Origin of the sequence: Rhodococcus sp. NKCM2511 (assembly GCF_014905595.1) — a bacterium.
Lineage (GTDB): Bacteria > Actinomycetota > Actinomycetes > Mycobacteriales > Mycobacteriaceae > Rhodococcoides > Rhodococcoides fascians.
Genome location: NZ_BNHJ02000001.1, coordinates 1,134,248 through 1,155,324 on the forward strand (window position 1 = coordinate 1,134,248; position 21,077 = coordinate 1,155,324).

Below are 21,077 nucleotides of genomic sequence, written 5' to 3' on the forward strand. Positions count from 1 at the left end.
TATTCCTCCTGATCGATCCACGTGCACAACCGGCGAGCTCGGCTTTCGTCACGACGACGCGATCACCGACTCCGCCCGTTGGATCAACGATGCCAGAGCGGTCGACAACCCCTCTGCACCGAGGGCGGGCAAGATGCCCGGAATCAGTGCGGACAGCGTGACCGTCACCAGAGCCTGCGGCTTCATCGCCGCGCCCATCGTCGCCGACATCTGCGTCAATTTGGCGTTCAGGGCCGCAAAATCGACACTCGTCGATTCGTGCTCGAGCGCCACCGCATCGGGCGCGGTCGCCGCTGCGTCGGCAATCAACTGCGGTAGGTCGTCGACCGTCTTCGGCTTGGCGCGCGGCGCGAACTCGGCCTTCTCCTCGTCCGTGAGGATGTCGATGGATCGCAGCACCACCTCGGGATCGGAGACGACCGTCCGCAGAATCTTCGACAGCCGCTCGGCGAACGTCGCTATCGTCGATTCGTCGAAGATCGACGTCGCGTAGGTGAACGTCGCCTCGATGTCCTGCAGCGCTCCGGTCTCGTCGAAGTTCTCGACGGCGGTCAGCTGAAGGTCGAACTTCGCCTGATCGTCGCCTGCCGGCAGCGCCTGCACCTGCAGGCCCGGCAACTCGAACGTGCCCGTCGCATGGTTCTGGAACGTCAACATCGCCTGGAACAGCGGTGTGTAGGCACTCGACCGAGCGCGGCCGAGCGCATCGACCAGCCGCTCGAACGGAACGTCCGCGTGGCCGAACGCCGCGAGGTCCTTGTCCTTCGCCTGACGTACCAGGTCCAGGAACGTGCCGTTCGGATCGATCTGCGTGCGCAGCACCAACGTGTTGACGAACATGCCCACCAGGTCGTCCAGTTGCTCCTCGCCGCGTCCTGCGGTCGGGGTGCCGATGCTGATGTCCGACGAGTTGCTCAACCGGCCCAGCAGAACCGCGAACGCGCTGTGCACCACCATGAACGTCGTCGCCGCATGCTCGCGGGCGATCTTCTCTATGGCCGACGCCACGTCGGAACCGAACGTGAAGCCGTACGACGCGCCTTCCATGGTCGGTCGAGGTGGCCGTGGGCGATCGAGCGGCAGTGCCAGTTGTTCCGGCGCTCCCGCCAGCTCGGCGGTCCAGTAGGCCAGCTGCTTCGCCAGCGGACTGTCCGGGTCGTCCTCGCGGCCGAGTACATCACGCTGCCACAGCGCGAAATCGGCGTACTGCACCGGCAGCGGTGCCCACGACGGCATCTCCCCCGCCACCCGAGCGGTGTAGGCGACCATGACATCGCGGATCAACGGCCCCATCGAGAACCCGTCGGCGGCGATGTGGTGAGCCACCACGGCGAGGACGTGTTCGTCGTCGCCGACCTGCAGCAGCGCAGCCCGGACCGGGACGGTCTTCGTCACGTCGAATCCCGCACCGAGGACGTCCGTCAGGCGGGACACCACGGCGTCCGGTGCCACCTGTTCGGGTTCGAGATCCACCCCGACGTCGGCGACGCCACCGATCTGCTGCACCGGGCCGTCGACCGAATCGGGGTAGGCCGTCCGCAGAATCTCGTGGCGACCGAGCACATCGTCGAACGCGCCGCGGAGCGAGGCAATGTCGAGGGCACCGGTCAACCGCACCGCAACGGGGATGTTGTACGCGGACGAGCCCGGGTCGATGCGGTTGATCGTCCACATCCGTTCCTGGGCGATCGACAGGGGTAGTCGATCGGGACGCTCGCGCACCGTCAGTTCCCGGCGGGCACCGCCGCCGACGAGCGGCGCGATGTGTGCAGCGAGGCCCGCCACCGTGGACGCCGCGAACACCGATCGCACGGGAATCTGCGCGTCGAGAGCCTGGCCGAGGCGCGAGACCAGTTGAGTTGCGATCAACGAGTTTCCGCCGAGGGCGAAGAAGTCGTCGTCCAGCCCCGCGCGGTCCAGCCCGAGCAGTTCGGCAACGGTCGTCGCGACGATCTCCTCGATCGGGGTGACCGGTGCGCGGAACTCGGTGGCCTCGAAGTGCGGCGCGGGCAGCGCCTTTCGGTCCAGCTTTCCGTTGGCATTGAGCGGTAGCGCTTCGAGCACCACGAATGCCGCAGGCACCATGTACGACGGAACGAGATGCGAGAGTTCGGATTCGACGTGCGCGACATCGACGACCTCCCCGGCCCGGCCGACGACGTAGGCCACCAACTGGTCACCCATGGACTCGCCGCTGTGCACCACGACGGCCGAATCTGCCACTGCCGGCTGCGACCGCAGGGCCGCTTCGATCTCACCGAGCTCGATGCGGAATCCGCGAATCTTCACCTGGAAGTCGGCCCGATCGATGTACTCGAGGTGCGCCGGGGCCGGCGTTCCGTCGACGACGGGCACCCGCCAGCGCACCAGGTCGCCGGTGCGGTACATCCGAGAACCGTTCGCGTCGAACGGATTGGCGACGAATCGCTCCGACGTCAGGTCCGCGCGCCCGAAGTAGCCGCGCGCCAGCTGCGCGCCGGCCAGGTAGAGCTCGCCGCTGACACCCGCAGGCACCGGATGCAACCGCGAGTCCAACACGAACACCGTCGTGTTCGCCTCGGGAACACCGATCGGCACCGCGGTCGTATCGGCGTCCGTCACCGCGTGCGCGGTCACCGACACCGCTGCCTCGGTCGGCCCGTACAGGTTGTGCAGGTCGGTCGATCCGTTCCGCTTGCGGAACTCCTGTGCGACGGCAGCGGGCAGTGCCTCACCGATCGCCAGCACCCGCCGCAGGCTCGGCGATACCTCGCCCGCGGCGACGGTGCCGAGCATCGACAGCATCGACGGCACCAGGTGCAGTGTCGTCACCGACTGCGTGCGAATCAGCTCCAGCAGGTAGTCGGGGTCACGATGACCGTCGGCCTCGGCCACGACGAGCCGTCCGCCGGAGGTCAGCTGCGACCAGAACTCCCACACCGACAGGTCGAACGTGGCTGCGGTCTTGAGCAGCGCTGCGTCGGTCTCGTCGAGTGCGTACTCCGCACGCAGCCAGTTCAGCTGGTTGACGACGGCTCGGTGCGAGACCGCAACGCCCTTCGGACGACCGGTCGATCCGGACGTGAAGATGACGTACGCGGTGTTGGCTGCGGTGAGCACCCCGGTGCGTTCGGACGCGCCAACCGGAACACCCGAGTAGGCATCGGCGTCGAACCGGGCCAGATCCACGATCGGGGCAGCATCGGTGATCTCGGCACCCACATCGCCGGAGATCAGAATGCACGCAGGAGCGGCTGTCTCGAGGACCAACGCGTTGCGCTCGGCCGGCTGGTCCGGATCGATCGGAACGTACGCCCCGCCTGCCGTCGAGATGGCGTACATGCCGACGAGGAGATCGACCGAGCGTCGAATGGCAAGGCCGACAGGCACTTCCGGCCCGACACCCATGCCGATCAGGTGACGCGCGAGCTGCGAGACCCGCTCGGCGAACTCTCCGTACGTCACCACGCCGTCGTCGTGGACGAGTGCGACTGCAGCGCGGTCGCGTTCGGCGGCTGCACCGAACAGATCGGGCAGGGTCGTGTGTTCCACGGCACCGAAATCGTGAACCGTGTCGTTCCAGTCCTCGACGATCGCAGATCGCTCGCCGTCCAGCAGCACGTCGAGATCGCCGATGGGTGTCGACGGCGACGCCACGACGGCGGCCAGCACGGCCTCGAAGCGGGCCACGAGTGAACGGGCCGTGCTCTCGTCGAACAGATCCGTCGCGTAGGTCAGCAGGGCATCGAAGCCACCTGCCGCGCCGTCGCCCTGCTGGGCATCGGACACGATCAGATGCAGATCGAACTGTGAGTTGCCGGTCTCGGTGTCGAGCGCCGAGATTTCCAACCCGTCGAGCTCGAACTCGCGGCGAGCGAAGTTCTGGAACGAGAAGCCGACCTGGAACAGCGGGTGCCGAGCCGTCGAGCGCGTGGGGTTGACCACGTCGACGAGCCGCTCGAACGGGATGTCCGAGTGGGCGAACGCCTGCAGATCGGTTTCTCGTGCGGCGTCGAGGAGATCATCGAAGGTCGCCTCGCCCGGAACATCGAGTCGCAACACCAGGGTGTTGACGAACATGCCGACGAGGTTCTCGATCTCGGCCTCGCCGCGACCTGCGATGGGTGTACCCACGACGATGTCCGAGGACCCCGAGATCCGCGAGAGCAGCACTGCGAAGGCCGCATGCACGGCCATGAAGACGGTCGCGTTGTGCGCGCGTGCCAGTTCCGCGAGACGCGCGTGCGCATCGACGTCGATTCGGAAATCGATGCGATTGCCGCGGAACGTCTGGCTCGCCGGACGCGGGCGATCGAGGGGTAGCTCGATCTGCTCGGGCAACTCCGACAGCGCGGCAGACCAGTATCGAATCTGTTGCGCTGCAATCGATTCGGCGTCGTCCTCGGAGCCGAGAACGTCCCGTTGCCAGAGCGCGTAGTCGGCGTACTGCACCGGCAGCGGTGCCCATGCGGGATCGGAATGCCGGGTACGGGCGGCATAGGCCGTCATGACGTCGGTCGACAACGGCATCATCGACAGACCGTCGGCGCTGATGTGATGGACCACCATCGCCAGCACGAACTCGGTGTCGGAGACTCGGAACAGCGAGGTCTTCAACGGAACCTCTGCGGTCACGTCGAACGTCGACGCCAGCAGCTCCAGCACCCGAGCGGTCACCGATTCCGCGTCTGTGTCGATCACGTCGAGAGTCGTCGGCACCTGGGACATCGGCACGACCACCTGATGCGGTCCCTCGGGCGAATCCGGGTACACCGATCGCAGTGTCTCGTGCCGCTCGATGACGTCCGAGACCGCGCTCTGCAACGCGCCGACGTTCAGATCGCCGCTCAGCCGCAGAGCGAACGGGATGTTGTACGCCGTCGAGTCCGAGTCGAACCGGTTGAGGAACCACATCCGCTGCTGCGCGAGCGAGAGTGGAACTCGATCGGGGCGAGGTCCCGGCACCAGCGCCGGCCGCGCGCCCGAGCCCTGCTCGACCCTCGCGGCGAGTGCCGCGACCGTCGGGGCCTCGAACAGTGCCCGGACCGGGACCGTCGTGTCGGCGGAGGCACCGAGCCGGGACACGACCTGGGTGGCCACCAGCGAGTTGCCGCCGAGTTCGAAGAAGTCGTCGTCGAGACCGACCCGGTCGAGACCGAGGACGTCGGCGAACACCTCGGCGACCATCGACTCGATCGGAGTCGTCGGTTGCCGGAACTCGCGAGTCCGTGCGGCCGGTTCGGGCAAGGCTCGTCGGTCCAGCTTTCCGTTGGTGGTCAACGGGATTGCGTCGAGCACCACGAACGCCGACGGGACCATGTACTCGGGGAGCTGCTCGGCCACCGACGCACGGACGGCGTCGACGTCGATCGTGGAACCGGTTGCGGGCACCAGGTAAGCGACCAGGCGCGCGGCACCGGGAGCGTCCTCGCGCACGATCACCGCGGCCTGTCCGACGGCCGGAGCCGACAGAACCGACGATTCGACTTCGCCCAGTTCGATGCGGAAGCCGCGGATCTTGACCTGATCGTCTGCGCGACCGACGAATTCGAGCTCACCGGTGGGCGACCACCGGGCGACGTCACCGGTGCGATAGAGCACGGATCCGTCGCCTGCGAAGGGATCTGCCACGAATCGTGTCGCCGTCAGGTCCGGCCGACCCAGGTATCCCCGCGCCACCTGACCGCCCGAGACGTACATCTCTCCCGGGACACCCGCCGGCACGAGGCCGAGTCGCGCATCCAACACGTACACGGACAACCCGGAGATCGCCCGACCCACCAGTGACCCCGATGCCTCCGCGGCAGCCTGCGCATCGAGCGCCCGATGCGAGACGTGGACGGTGGTTTCGGTGATGCCGTACATGTTGACCAACTGTGGGGAACGATCGCCGTGCCGATCGAACCAACCGCTCAATCGACGCAGCTCCAACGCTTCTCCGCCGAAGACGACGTAGCGCAGCGCGTACTCGGCAGCACCCGATGCCGTGCGGTCGGCCTGGTCGAACTGGTAGAAAGCAGACGGGGTCTGGTTGAGCACGGTCACGCGTTCGCGAATCAACAACTCGCGCAGCGCTTCCGGCGACCTCGACGTGAAGTAGTCGACCACGACGACGGTGCCACCCGTGGTGAGCGGGCCCCACAGTTCCCACACGGAGAAGTCGAACGCGAACGAGTGGAACAGAGTCCAGACGTCGGCGGGACCGAAATCGAAGTGCCGCTGGGTGTTCGCCAGCAGGCGGACGACGTTGCGGTGCGGGACGACGACGCCCTTGGGGGTGCCGGTCGAACCCGAGGTGTAGATGACGTACGCAGCTTCTGCGGCCGTCACCGCGGGAAGGACGTCCGTTGCGAACCGGGACTCGTCCGCTGGGGTGTCCATGTCGACCCTGGGCAGTTCCGGCGGTAGCGCGACCTCGACACCGGTCCAGGTCAGTACCGCGGCGGGACGCGAGTCGGCGAGCACGAACTCGATGCGATCGGCCGGGTACGACGGATCGATCGGTACGTATGCACCTCCGGCCTTGAGCACCGCGAGCAGCGCCACCACGAGATCGGCCGTGCGAGGCAGTACGACTGCGACCGCGGATTCGCGGCCGACACCCTGTGCGACAAGAACTCTCGCCAGTGCCGTCGACTCGGTGTCGATGTCTCCGTACGTGCGCGACCGACCGTCGAAGACGACGGCGGCAGCGTCCGGGTTCTCCGCGACCCTGGCCGCGAACAGGGAGACGATGGAGTCGGCAGAATCCGCGACCGCCGGTGCGTCCTGGGCAAGGGCGAGAACGTGATCGCGCTCGGCCGTATCCATCACCGGGATGTCCCCGACGGGCTGCTCGGCATCGGTGCCGACCGACTCCAGCACGCGGATCAGGCGCTCACCGAAGGCGCGCGCTGTGTCCTCGTCGTAGAGATCACGGGCGAACGTCACGTCGATGGCCGAGCTGCCGTCCGCCTGGTTCTCGGTGAACGTGAACTGGATGTCGAACTTCGCCGTCTCGACGTCGAGATCGACTCCGCGCACGGTCAGGCCCGGGAGCTCGAGTTCGGTCTGCTCCATGTTCTGCACGGTGAGCATCACCTGGATCAGCGGATGCCGCGCGGCCGACCTCGGTGGGTCGAGTACCTCGACGAGTCGCTCGAACGGCACCTCCGCGTGCGCGAACGCCGACAGATCGGTGTTGCGCGTACGGGCGAGCAGTTCGGTGAAGGCAGCACCGGGATCGATCTCGGTGCGCAGCACGAGGGTGTTGACGAACATACCGATGACGTCGTCGAGTGCCGCCTCACCGCGACCGGCGACCGGAGTACCGATGGCGATGTCGGTTCCGCCCGACAACCGGGAGAGCAACACCGCGAGAGCAGAATGCAACACCATGAACAGTGAGCTCTGATTGGCGCGGGCTACCGCACCGAGACGCGCATGCGTCTGCGCATCGAGCGTCAACCGAATGTTGCCGCCGCGGTAGGACGACCGATCGGGACGCACTCGGTCGCCGGGGAACGTGCTCTCGTCCGGCAGTCCCGACAGCGTTCGCGTCCAATGTCGGATCTGGCCGGACACCGGTGAATCGGGATCGCTCTCGGAACCGAGCACGGTCTGCTGCCACAGGGTGTAGTCGGCGTAGCGAACCGCGAGCGGTGCCCAACCCGGTTCGCTTCCTGCACTCCGGGCCGCGTACGCGATCATGAGGTCGCGAGTCATCGGTCCGATCGAGAAACCGTCTGCGGCAATGTGATGTGTGGCCAAGGCCAGCACATACCGGTTCGAGTCGAGCTCGAGCAGGATGGCACGGAGTGGGGGTGCGGCCGTGACGTCGAAACCCTGCACGAAGAACTCGGCCAGGGCGGCGGTGACGTCGTCGGCGGTGACCTTCGTCGGTGCCAGCTCCGGAGCTACCTGCGCTGCGGGGACGATGACCTGAGAGGCCACCCCGTCCACCTCGGGGTAGACGGTGCGCAGCGATTCGTGCCGTTCGATCACGTCGGCCACGGCAGAGCGCAGCGCGACGACGTCGAGGTCACCGATCAGTTCGATGGCGACGGGCAGATTCTCCGTTGCCGAATCGACGTCGAAACGGTTGAGGAACCACATCCGGCGCTGGGCGAGCGACAGCGGAACGAAGTCCGGCAACTCGGTGCGCACGAGAGGAATCTTTCGTCCCGATCCCGAGAGTTCGTCCAGCTTCGCCGCGAGAGCCGCCACCGTCGACGCCTCGAAGATGGTCCGAACACTGACCGTGGTGTCCGTCGCGGCACCGATGCGCGACGCCACCCTGGTCGCCACGAGCGAGTTACCGCCGAGAGCGAAGAACTCGTCGTCGGCTCCGACGACATCGACGCCGAGCACGTCGCGGAACACCTGCGACACCACGATTTCCGACGTGGTCGTCGGAGCGCGGAAGGCACGCTGCTCGATATCCGGTGCCGGGAGCGCGCGCCGGTCGAGCTTGCCGTTGGCGGTCAGCGGAAGTGCGTCGAGCACGACGGTCGCAGCCGGAACCATGTACCCGGCGAGCGAGCGGGCGGCGAACGCCGTCAGGTCGGCCACGTCGACGGTCGTACCGGAGGCGGGGACGACATAGGCGACCAGTTGATCTCCGGCGACGGCCGTCTGCCGAACCAGCACCACGGCCGACTCCACCGACGGGTGCCGGCGCAGCACGGTCTCGATCTCCCCGAGTTCGATGCGCAGACCACGCAACTTGACCTGGAAGTCGGTGCGGCCCAAATACTCCAGACGCCCGATGTGAGACGAGGACTCCCGCCAGCGCACCAGATCGCCGGTGCGGTACATACGAGAACCCGGTTCGCCGAACGGATCCGGCAGGAATCGATCTGCCGTCAGATCCACTCGACCGAGGTAGCCGCGGGCCAGTTGGACTCCGGCGAGATAGAGCTCACCTGCGACTCCGGGAGCAACCGGGGACAGTCGGGAGTCGAGGACGTACGTTCTGGTGTTCCACACCGGAACACCGATGGGAACCAGGTCGACGTCCGCCTCGGACACCTCGTGATAGGTGACGTCGACAGCCGCTTCGGTGGGTCCGTAGAGGTTGTGCAGCGCCACGCCCGGCAGGACGCGTCGGACGCGTTCGCCGACCTCGGCGGGCAGCGCCTCACCGGAGGCGAACAGAGTCCGCAGCGACGCGGCTGCAGACGACGACTCGGCTGCGACGACGGAGACGAAGACCTCGAGCAACGACGGCACGAAGTGCGCCGTCGTGACCGACTGCGCCTCGATGGTCTCGAGCAGGTACTGCGGGTCTCGGTGCCCGTCCGGCTTCGCGATGACCAGCGTCGCCCCGATCTGCAACGGCCAGAACAGTTCCCACACCGACACGTCGAACGTGACGGGGGTCTTCTGCAACACGACATCGTCGGCGGCGAGTTCGTATTCCGACTGCATCCACAGCAGACGGTTGACGATTGCCTCGTGTGTGACGGCCACGCCTTTCGGCTGCCCGGTCGACCCGGACGTGAAGATGACGTATGCGGTGTTCGTCGGTGCGAGTGCACCGATTCGGTCCGCGTCGGTGATCGGTGCATCGGAGACCCCGGACAGGTCGAGAACGTCGATGTCGATCACGTCGAGACCGTCGGCATCCACCGAGTCTCGTGACGTGCTCAGTACGCACACCGGTGCCGCGGTGCGCAGGATGTGCGCAATTCGCTCGGCAGGCTGATCCGGGTCGATCGGTACGTAGGCACCGCCCGCCGCGACGATCGCGTGAATTCCGACGAGGAGCTCCACCGAACGACGGGCAGCGATCGCCACGGTGGTCTCGGGCCCGACACCACGATCGACGAGGTACCGCGCAAGACGAGCCACCCGTGCGTCGAACTCGCCGTACGACACCGACTCGTCACCGAATACCAGTGCGGTTCCGTCGGATTCGACCGACCGCCCGAGGGAGGCCAGCGTCTGCGACCGGTCGACGTCGTGGTCGGTGTCGTTCCAGTCGTCGAGCACGCGCGTGTACTCGACGTCGTCGAGCAGTTCGATGTCGCCCACGACGGTCGAGAGGTTGTCGGCGACGGATTCGAGGACCTTGATCAGACGCTCACCCAGGGTGACCACCGTGGACTCGTCGAACAGGTCGGTGGCGTAGGTGACATCGAACGTCATACCCTGCGCCGCGCCACTGGGTCCGAACGATTCGACGAACGTGAACTGCAAATCGAACAGTGCAACCAGGGTCTCGAAGTCGACGCCCGAGACCGACAGTCCCGGTAGTTCGAGATCCTTCTGCCCCAGGTTCTGGAACGCGAGCACCACCTGCACGAGGGGATGACGTGCCGTGGAACGTACCGGGTTGAGGATCTCCACCAGACGCTCGAACGGAACGTCCACGTGTGCCAGCGCCGACAGGTCGGTCTCGCGAGCATCGGCCAGTACCTGGTCGAACCTACGCGCGGTGTCGATCTCCGTTCGGAGCACGAGGGTGTTGACGAACATGCCGATCAGGTCGTCGAGCGCCGCCTCACCGCGGCCCGCGACCGGTGTGCCGATCGCGATGTCGGTCTCGCCGGACAGCCGCGACAGCAGTACCGCGAGGCTGGTGTGCACCAACATGAACAGCGACGCGTTCTCACGTCGGGACGCCTCGATCAGAGCGCGATGCAGTTCTCCGTCGATCGAGAAACGCACCAGCGCACCGCTGTTCGACGCCACTGCCGGCCTGGGACGGTCGGAGGGCACATCGAGCTGATCGGGCAGACCGGCCAACGTCGTCGTCCAGTAGTCGATCTGCTGCGAGACCACGGACGTGGGGTCGTCCTCGGAGCCGAGCACCTCGCGCTGCCACAGGCTGTAGTCGGCGTAGTCGACCGGAAGCGGAGTCCAGTACGGCTCCTGGTTCATCGACCGCGCCGCATAGGCGTTCATGACGTCGCGGGTGAGCGGGCCCAACGAGAAACCATCGGCGGCGATGTGGTGCACCACGAACACCAGCAGGTGCTCGGTGGGGCTCACCTCGAACAACCGAGTACGGAACGGGAGGTCCTTCGACAGGTCGAATCCTGTCGTCGCCAGCTCGCGCATGGCATCGGCCACCTGATGCGCGGAAATTTCGATCGGCGTCAATTCCGGTGTGGCCGTCTGCGCGTCGACGATCACCTGATGAGCCGTGCCGTCGGTCTCCGGGAACACCGTCCGCAGAGACTCGTGCCTGGCGACGACGTCCGCGACCGCGATCTGCATGGCCCGGCGGTCGAGCAGACCGGACAACCGGACGGCGATCGGGATGTTGTTGGCCGCCGATTCGACGTCGAACTTGTTGAGGAACCACATCCGCTGTTGCGCCAGCGACAGCGGAATGTGCTGCGGACGCTGCTGCGGTACCAGCGGCGGCCTGCTGCCGGTGGCGACCAGGGTGCCCAGTCTGGCTGCGAGGTCGGCCACCGAGGACGCGTCGAACAGCTCGCGAACGGCGATCCGGGTGTCCAGCGCGACGCCGAGTCGGGACACGAGTTGCGTTGCGATGAGCGAGTTTCCGCCCAGCTCGAAGAAGTCGTCGTCGAGACCCACGCGCTCGACGCCCAGCACCTGGGCGTACACCTCGGCGACGGTGCGTTCGATGTCGTTGGTCGGTTCGCGGTACTCGGTGACCTCGAATGCGGGGTCGGGCAACGCCTTTCGGTCGAGCTTTCCGCTGGCACCGAGCGGGAACTCGGGCAGCACGATCAGCGTCGACGGCACCATGTACTCCGCCAGACGGCCGCGAAGCGCCGACAGAACGGCTCCGGTGTCGACCGACACTCCCGAAGGAACCACGTATCCGACGAGTTGGTCGCGGCGGACCACGACTACGGCTTGAGAGACCGACCGCTGGGCGAGCAGCGCCGTTTCGATCTCACCCAGTTCGATGCGCAGGCCGCGCAACTTGACCTGGAAGTCGGAACGTCCGACGTATTCGAGCTCGCCGTCGCGATTCCAGCGCACGACGTCGCCGGTGCGGTACAGCCGCGCGCCGCCATCGGCGAACGGGTGAGCGACGAACCTGTCCGCGGTCAGGTCGGGGCGTCCCACATAGCCGCGCGCGAGCTGGGTGCCGGCGAGATAGAGCTCACCTGCAACACCGACCGGGGTGGGATGCAGTCGCGAATCCAGCACGTAGACAGCGGTGTTCCACACCGGAGCACCGATCGGCATGACGTCGGAGTCCGAATCCGTGACCGCGTGGTACGTCACGTCCACGGCCGCCTCGGTCGGTCCGTACAGGTTGTGCAGTTCCACCGAGGCGACCGCACGCCGCAGTGCGCGAGCGGTGGTGGGCGGCAGCGCCTCGCCGGAGGCGAACATCAGCCGGAGCGAGGCTCCCGCGCTGCGACGCCGCTCGACTTCGGGCACGAACACCGACATCATCGACGGCACGAAGTGCACCACCGAAACGCGTTCGCGCGCAATGACATCGAGCAAGTAGATGGGATCCCGGTGACCGTCCGGAACGGCGATCACCACCGAGGCACCCACCTGGAGCGCCCAGAAGAACTCCCATACCGACACGTCGAAAGTGGACGGCGTCTTCTGCAGCACCACGTCGCGTGGAGTCAGGGCGTATTCGCCCTGCATCCACAGCAGTCGGTTGACGATCGCGTCGTGCGACACCCCGACACCCTTGGGACGGCCCGTCGAACCCGACGTGAAGATGACGTACGCGAGGTTCCGCGAACGCAGTGGGGCGCGTCGGTCGTTGTCGCGCAACGGTTCCGACGACAGGTTAGAAGTATCGAGCGTGTCGATGTCGATCGTGTCGACGTCGGGGAATTCGACATGATCGCGCACGGTGGACAACACCCGGATCGGTGCCGCGGTGGCCACGATGTAGTCGTTGCGATCCGCCGGTTGGGTCGGGTCGATCGGCACGTATCCGGCCCCGGCCTTGACGATCGCGTACATGCCGACGAACAGGTCGAGGCTGCGGGCGATCGCGAGGCCGACCAACGTGTCGGGCCCGACGCCCAGCGAGACCAGATGGCGCGCAAGACGGTTGACGCGTGCATCGAACTCGGCGTACGTCAGCCGCTCACCCTCGAAGACCAGCGCAGTTGCGTCCGGGGTCAGGGCGACCTGTCGGTCGAACAGGTCCACCAGAGTGATGTCGGCGGGGACCTCGTGTTCGGTGTCGTTCCATTCGGCCACCACGCGGTCGTGCTCGCCGTCGTCGAGCAGATCGATGTCTCCGACGGCCACCGACGAATCGGCCACCACGGCCGTGAGCATCCGTACGAACCGGTCGGCGAACCCGCGAACGGTCTCGGCATCGAAAAGGTCTGTCGCGTAGGTCAGTTCGGCGGCCATACCCTGTCCGCGGCCGTCCAGTCCGATCGACTCGGTCACGGTGAGCTGCAGGTCGAACTTGGCGATTTCGGCATCGAGGGCGACGCTGTCCACCGACAGGCCCGGCAGGTCGACGTGTGTTCGGGTGAGGTTCTCGAACGAGAGCATGACCTGGAACAGCGGGTGTCGAGCTTGCGACCGCGACGGGTTGAGGACCTCGACCAGACGCTCGAACGGTAGATCGGCGTGGCCGAAGGCTCCGAGCGCGACTTCGCGTGCGCGGCCGATCTGTTCGGAGAACGTGCGTCCGGAGTCGATGTCGGTGCGCAGAACGAGCGTGTTGACGAACATGCCGACGACGTCGTCGAGCGCTGCGTCACCGCGGCCGGCGACCGGAGTACCGATGGCGATGTCCTCTGTGCCCGACAGTCGGGCCAGCAGCACGGCCAGTGCGGCGTGGACGACCATGAACAGCGATGCGTTGTGGGTATGTGCCAGAGCGGACAGGCCCTGGTGCACATCGGCAGGCACGTCGAATCCGATGGACGAGCCCTGGTAGGACTGGCGACTGGGGCGCGGCCGGTCGGTCGGCAGATCGAGCTGGTCGGGTAGGCCGGCGAGGATGTCGGCCCAGTAGTTCACCTGACCGGAGATCAACGACTGCGGATCGTCCTCGGAGCCCAGAACCGAACGCTGCCACAGGCTGTAGTCGGCGTACTGCACTTCCAACGGCATCCAGGCCGGGTTCTCCCACGCGGTGCGCGAGGCGTAGGCGATCATGATGTCTCGGGCCAGCGGTCCCATCGACCATCCGTCGGCCGAGATGTGGTGCACCACCATGGCGATCACGTGTTCGCGTGGGCCGATCTCGAACAGTCGCGCCTGGATCGGAACGTTGACGGTCACGTCGAACGTCGTCGACGCGAGCGCGAAGACCTGCCGCTGAATGTCGGCTGCCGAGGTCGGAATCGGCATCAGGTTCGGCACCGTCTGAGCGGCGTCGAGAATGGACTGCTGCGGTCCGTGCGCGGTGTCGGGATAGACGGTGCGCAGCGACTCGTGCCGGTCGATCACATCCATGATGGCGACCTGCAGTGCGGCGACATCCAGGTCGCCGGTCAGCTTCAGCGCGAACGGAATGTTGTATGCGGCGGAGTCGACGTCGAACCGGTTGAGGAACCACATGCGTTGCTGCGCAAGCGACAACGGGATACGTTCCGGACGGACCGTCGCGACCAGTGCAGTCCGGCCGCCCTCCCCCGCCGCCTGTTCGACGCGCACCGCGAGCAGCGCGACCGTCGACGCCTCGAACAGCATGCGCACCGGCACGGTGGCGTCGAGTGCCACTCCGAGCCGCGAGACCACCTGGGTGGCGATCAGCGAGTTACCGCCGAGCTCGAAGAAGTCGTCGTCCAGTCCTACTCTCTCGACGCCGAGGACCTCGGCGAAGACGTCGGCGACGATCTCTTCGATCGGTGTCGTCGGTGCGCGGAAATCTCGCACCTCGAACACCGGCGCGGGCAGTGCGCGCCGGTCCAGCTTTCCGTTGACCGTCAGCGGAATCGTCTCCAGCGCAACGAACGCCGACGGAACCATGTACTCCGGCAACAGTTCGGCGATACCGGTTCGCAGATCCTCGAGGTCGAGGGTCGGCCGACCGTTCGCCACCGCCGAGACCACGTAGGCGACCAACCGAGCCGCCCCGGGCGAATCCTCCCGGACGACGACGGCAGCCTGGGTGACGGCGGGGTGCGCGGTGACGGCGGCCTCGACCTCGCCCAACTCGATTCGGAAGCCGCGCACCTTGACCTGATCGTCGGAGCGGCCCAGATATTCGAGCTCACCCGACGCGTTCCACTGCGCCAGATCGCCGGTGCGGTACAGCAACGACCCGGCATCGGAGCCGGCGAACGGATCGGCCACGAACCGCACCGCGGTGAGCGGTGCGCGTCCCAGGTATCCGCGCGCCAATTGTCCACCGGCAACGTACATCTCGCCGGGCACCCCGACCGGGACCGGATGGAGCCGGGTATCGAGAACGTAGACGCGCAGCCCTGCGATCGGCTTGCCGACCACCGATGCGGTCGTTGCGACGGACGCGGAGCCCAGCGCCTGATACGACACGTGCACCGTGGTCTCGGTGATGCCGTACATGTTGATCAGCTGCGGTGCACGATCGCCGTGCCGCTCGAACCAGCCGCTCAATCGACGCTGTTCGAGGGCCTCGCCGCCGAAGATCACGTAGCGCAGAGACAGCTCGCCGCCGGTCGAGGCCGCCGTGCGATCGGCCTCGGACAGTTGGTAGAACGCCGACGGAGTCTGGTTGAGCACCGTCACTCGTTCGTCCACGAGCAGCTGATGGAACGCTTCGGGTGAGCGCGAGGTGAAGTAGTCGACGACCACCAGAGTGCCGCCGTACAGCAACGGACCCCACAGTTCCCACACCGAGAAGTCGAACGCGTAGGAATGGAACATCGTCCACACGTCGTCGGCTCCGAAGCCGTAGACCGCATCGGTGTTCGCGAGCAGCCGAACCACGTTGCGGTGCGGCACCAGAACACCCTTGGGGCGACCGGTCGACCCCGAGGTGTAGATGACGTAGGCGACGTTGGTGGGGCGAAGCGGGCGAATGCGATCGGTGTCGGTCACCGGTGCGTCCGAGATCGACGACAGATCGACCGTGTCGATGTCGACGAACGTTGCGCCGATGCGAGATTCGACGTCCGCGGGCAGTTCGATCGGGTCCGTTCCCGAGAAGAGAATCGATGTCGGACGCGCATCGTCGAGCATGTACTCGACGCGGTCCAGCGGGTAGCTCGGATCGACGGGGAGGTAACCGCCACCGGCCTTCACCACCGCGACCAGCGCGACGACGAGTTCCGCCGACCTCGGTAGGGCGACCGCGACGAGGCTCTCGGGGCCGACGCCGTGCGAGATCAGTACGCGGGCAAGGCGATTGGTCCGAGCATCGAACTCGGCGTACGTCAGCGACGTGTCGCCGAAGCGCACGGCCACTCCGTCCGGCTGTGCCGAGGCCGCAGCGTCGAGCAGGTCGATCAACGTCACGTCGCGAGAGACGTCCGGCCCGGACACGTTCCAGGTGGACACGACGGACTCGTACTCGGCGGCGTCCACGATGTCGACGTCGCCGACCGGAACCGACGCGTCGGTGGTGACTGCGTCCAGAATTCCGAGGAAGCGCCGCGCGAAGCTGTCGACCAGATCTGCGTCGAACAGATCGGTCGCGTACTCGAACACCGCATCGATACCCGCGGCAGTTCCGTCGACCTGGTGCTCGGTGAGCCAGAGCTGGAGGTCGAATTTCGCTATCGGGACGTCGAATTCGGCGGCCACGGCGCGGAGCCCGCCGACGGTGAGTTCACGAGACATGGCCGATTCCAGGGAGAGCGCCACCTGGAACAACGGGTGCCGTGATGTCGAGCGGACCGGATTGAGAACCTCGACCAGGCGCTCGAACGGAACGTCGGCATGCGCGAATGCCGACAGGTCCGTGTCGCGGACGCGAGCGAGCAGCTGCTCGAACGACAGTGCCGGATCGACATCGGTACGAAGTACCAACGTGTTGACGAACATTCCGACGAGGTCGTCGAGTGCAGGCTCACCGCGACCGGCCACCGGCGCGCCGATGGCGATGTCGGTGGTGCCGCTCAGTCGAGCCAGCAACAGCGCGTACGCCGACTGCATCACCATGAACAGCGACGAGTTGTTCGCGCGGGCGAGATCGGCCAGAGCACTGTGCAACCGGGCCGGAATCTCGATGCGCAGCTTGCTGCCTGCGTTGGACGACACGGCGGGGCGGGGCCTACTCGACGGCAGCGCCAGCTGATCGGGTAGATCCTCGAGTGTGGCACTCCAATAGGCGATTTCGCGTGCAGCGAGCGAATGCGGATCGGTTTCGGGACCGAGTACCGCACGCTGCCAGAGCGCGTAGTCGGCGTACTGGACCTCGAGCGGCGTCCACTCGGGAGCGCGGCCCTGTATCCGGCTCGAGTAGGCCAGCAGGACGTCGCGCGCCAACGGTCCGAAGGAGGCTCCGTCGGCAGCGATGTGGTGCAGGACCATCGCCAGTTCGTACTCGGTGGGCGACATCTCGAACAGCGCGATTCGGAACGGCGTGTCGATCGTGACGTCGAAGCCCTTGGCCACCAACTCGTGCAGTCGGCCACCGAGCTCGTGCCGTTCGATGCGGATCGGGGTGATCGTGGCCGGTGTCCTGGCCGCGTTGAGCACGACCTGCTCGGGCGATCCGTCCACTTCCGGGTACACGGTGCGCAGCGTCTCGTGTCGTTCCACGACGTCTGCGAATGCAGCCGACAGGGCACTCACGTCGAGTGGGCCGCTCAGATGGACCGAGAACGGCAGGTTGTACACCGCAGTGGCCGGATCGAACCGGTTGAGGAACCACATGCGTTGCTGTGCAGGCGAGAGTGGGATGCGCTCGGGGCGTTCCCGGGATTCGAGGATCGGGGTGTCGGATCCGCGGCCGGCAGCCGACTCGGCCCGGGCAGCCAGTGCGCCGACGGTGGGAGCCTCGAACAGCTCGCGCACTCCCAGGCGTACTCCGAGTGCGCCGCCGACTCGTGTCACCAACTGTGTGGCGATCAGCGAGTTGCCGCCGAGCTCGAAGAAGTCCTCGTCCAGACCGACCTTGGACGCGCCGAGCAGGTCCTCGTAGATTCCGGCGACGACGTATTCCGCGCGGCTCTGCGGTGCTCGGTACTTCTTGGCGCTGGTGAACACCGGCTCCGGCAACGCTTTTCGATCGAGCTTCCCGCTGGTGTTGAGCGGCAGCGCATCGAGCACGACCACTGCTGCGGGAACCATGTAGGACGGCAGCGCATGCCCGGCGAATTCGATGGCCTCGGCGGAGTCGATGGACTTCCCCGGCCCGGCGACGACGTAGGCGACGAGTTGGTCGCCGGTGACCGTCTGCACGACCAATGTCACTGCCTGCGAGATGGATTCGTGTGCGAGCAGGACGGTTTCGATCTCGCCCAGCTCGATGCGCTGGCCACGGAACTTCACCTGGAAGTCGGTGCGTCCGATGTAGTCCAGCACTCCGTCGCTGCGCCACCGAACGAGGTCGCCGGTGCGGTACATCCGCTCTCCGGCGTCGCCGAAGGGGTTGGCCACGAACCGATCCGAGCTCAGGTCGGGGCGACCCACGTAGCCCCGCGCCAGCTGGACGCCCGCGAGGTAGAGCTCGCCCGCTTCTCCCACCGGAGTGGGTCGCAGCCGGCTGTCCAGTACGAAGGCGCGGGTGTTCCACTCGGGCACACCGATCGGGACGGTTCGCGTGTCCTGTGGGCTGCTCTCGTGGTACGTCACCGAGACCGCCGCCTCGGTGGGACCGTAGAGGTTGTGCAGTCCTGCGGCGCAGACGGATCGGAATGCTGCTGCCGTCTCGACCGGAAGCGCCTCGCCGATCACGAAGACGTGACGCAGCGAAGCACAGGTGTTGGCCGGCGCGTTGGCGACGAACACGGTCAGCATCGAGGGCACGAAGTCGGTGACCGTGACGCGATGCTCGGCGATCCTGTTCGCCACATAGACCGAGTCGCGGTGCCCGTCGGGGGTGGCGAGCACCATCGTCGCGCCCACTCGCAGCGGCAGGAAGAAACCCCACAGCGAGACGTCGAACGTCGTCGCCGTCTTCTGCAGATAGACATCGGTGGTATCCATCGGATACTCCGCCAGCATCCACTCCATCTGATTGTGGATGGCGGCGTGCTCCACGGCGACGCCCTTCGGGCGGCCGGTGGAGCCGGAGGTGTAGATGACGTACGCGGGGTTCGAAACACGAAGCGGCGCAATCCGTTCCGCGTCTCCGACCGGAGCGGACGACCGGGCGGACAGGTCGACCAGATCGACGGCGACCGTCTCGGTGCCCTCGGGCAGCGACACGTCGTCACGCGACGAGATCAGTACGCACCGAGGCTGCGCGGAATCGAGGATGTAGGCCGTGCGTTCGGCAGGATGATCCGGGTCGATCGGTACCCATGCTCCGCCTGCCGCCACGATGGCGTACATGCCGACCACGAGATCGAACGAGCGTCGAATGGACAATCCGACGAGAGTCTCCGGGCCGACGCCCATGTCGATCAGATGGCGAGCGAGGCCGTTCACCCGCGCCGACAGTTCTCCGTAAGTCAGGACGTCGCCCTCGTACACCAGAGCCGTGGCGTCGGGACGAGCTGCCGCAGCAGCCTCGAAGGCGGTGAGCAGAGTGCTGGGCGTGGTCTCGTGTTCGGTGTGGTTCCACTCGGAGACGACCAGTGCGCGCTCGGATCCGTCGGTCAGAGCCAGGTCCCAGACGAGGTCCGTCGGGGCTGCTGCCACGAAACGGCCGAGGAAGTCGACGAACCGCTCGTGATTGCGGCCGGACTGATCGGGGCCGTAGAGGTTGGGGTTGGACTCGAAGTCGATGTGGGTCGTGGCCCCGGCGACGCTCGTGTAGAGGTTCAGTCCGAAGTCCTCGATGAGGCCGGTGGAGAGGATGTTGATCCCGCCGACCATCGATCCCAGGCGCACCTCGCCGAAGAACAGCATGATGTTGACCCAGGGACCGAAGAACGCAGCTTGACCGCTTGCGCCGCCGGCGTCGCGGCGAATGTCCTCGTGCCGGTACCGCTGGTGGCGCAGTGCACCGGAGACCTCGGCGTTGACGCGCGCCAGCATCGTTTCGACGGTGGTGTCGCCCGAGACGTCGAACCGCAGCGGCACTACGTTGGACACCATGCCGCCGGAGCGGCGCAGAACCGCGGTGGTTCGCGCAGTCACCGGCAGTGACAGCACGACGTCCTCGCGGCCGGTCATCTGGGCCAGATACGCCGCGAACGCGGCGATGACGATGGTCGCCATCGTCGTGTCGGTCTCGGCTCGCAGGGCATCGAGACTGCTCATCGTGTCGGCAGACAGAGCGGTGCTGTCGATCTGACTCTTCGGGGCCGGCGGAGCGGTGTGCCCGGCGAGGGTGGTGACTCCGTCGATTCCGTCGATCCGCGACGCCCAGTATTCGCGATCGGCCTGAAAGCGGCTCGAATCGCGGTAGGACATCTCGATGTCGTAGACCTTGGTCAGATCCGAGGCCAGGTTCTTCGTCGGTTCGGTGCCCTCGACCTCGGACGTGTACAACTCCGCAGCGCGGTTCATGAAGGTCACGGCACCGAAGCCGTCGAGAACGACGTGGTGCACGCGCTCGTACCAGAACCAGACATCGTCCTCGATACGCAGGACGGTGGCGGCGATCAGTCGATCGCGAAGAATGTCGATCGGAGCGCTGTAATCGGCGTGCATCCACTCGAGGGCGGCCGCGCGAGGGTCGTTCTCGCCGCGCAGATCCACCAGTCCGAGCGAGTCGTCCAGGGTGGGGTCGACGATCTGTCGTGGCTCCGCGTCGATCTCGGTGATACGGACGAAACCGGACTGCAGTTCGAGGGCTGCGCGCGACGATGCGCGCCGCAACAGTTCGACGTCGAGATCACCGCGCAGTTCGACGTACTGCGCGATGTTGGCGGGTACCGAGGGGTCCACGTGCTGCGCGAACCACATCCCCAATTGGGCCGGTGACAGTGGGAACGAGGGATGCTGCCGACTGTCGACTCCCGTGTCGTCGTCTCCAGCACCTTCCACACCTAGCGGGTCCAATCGATTCCTCTCTTTCCCACAATCACACGCGCCCCCACCGGCCGCCGAAGCGGCGGACAACGATGGGCACCGAACACATCGAGCAAGCTGACTACGTCGATCTCTATTTTCTCACCATGAACAACTCGGAAGTTACCTTTCAGTACTTA

At 66.4% G+C, this 21,077-nt stretch carries 1 protein-coding gene, 1 tRNA gene and 1 pseudogene; 1 reads left to right on the forward strand and 2 read right to left on the reverse strand.

The annotated features are described in order from the left end of the window. Window positions 1-48: 48 nt before the first annotated feature. A complete protein-coding gene (locus tag JLZ96_RS05080) occupies window positions 49-10,953 on the reverse strand; it encodes a non-ribosomal peptide synthetase (RefSeq protein WP_201009589.1) in 10,905 nt (3,634 codons plus the stop codon). Here JLZ96_RS05080 and JLZ96_RS05085 point away from each other — a divergent pair. Next, window positions 10,906-11,012, forward strand: a tRNA-OTHER gene (locus JLZ96_RS05085). The genes JLZ96_RS05080 and JLZ96_RS05085 overlap by 48 nt on opposite strands. A gap of 406 nt (window positions 11,013-11,418) precedes the next feature. On the opposite strand, the pseudogene JLZ96_RS25200 reads toward JLZ96_RS05085, so the two are convergent. Next, a pseudogene (locus JLZ96_RS25200) lies at window positions 11,419-20,832 on the reverse strand (amino acid adenylation domain-containing protein); the annotation flags it as partial. Between the last annotated feature and the right edge of the window lie 245 nt (window positions 20,833-21,077).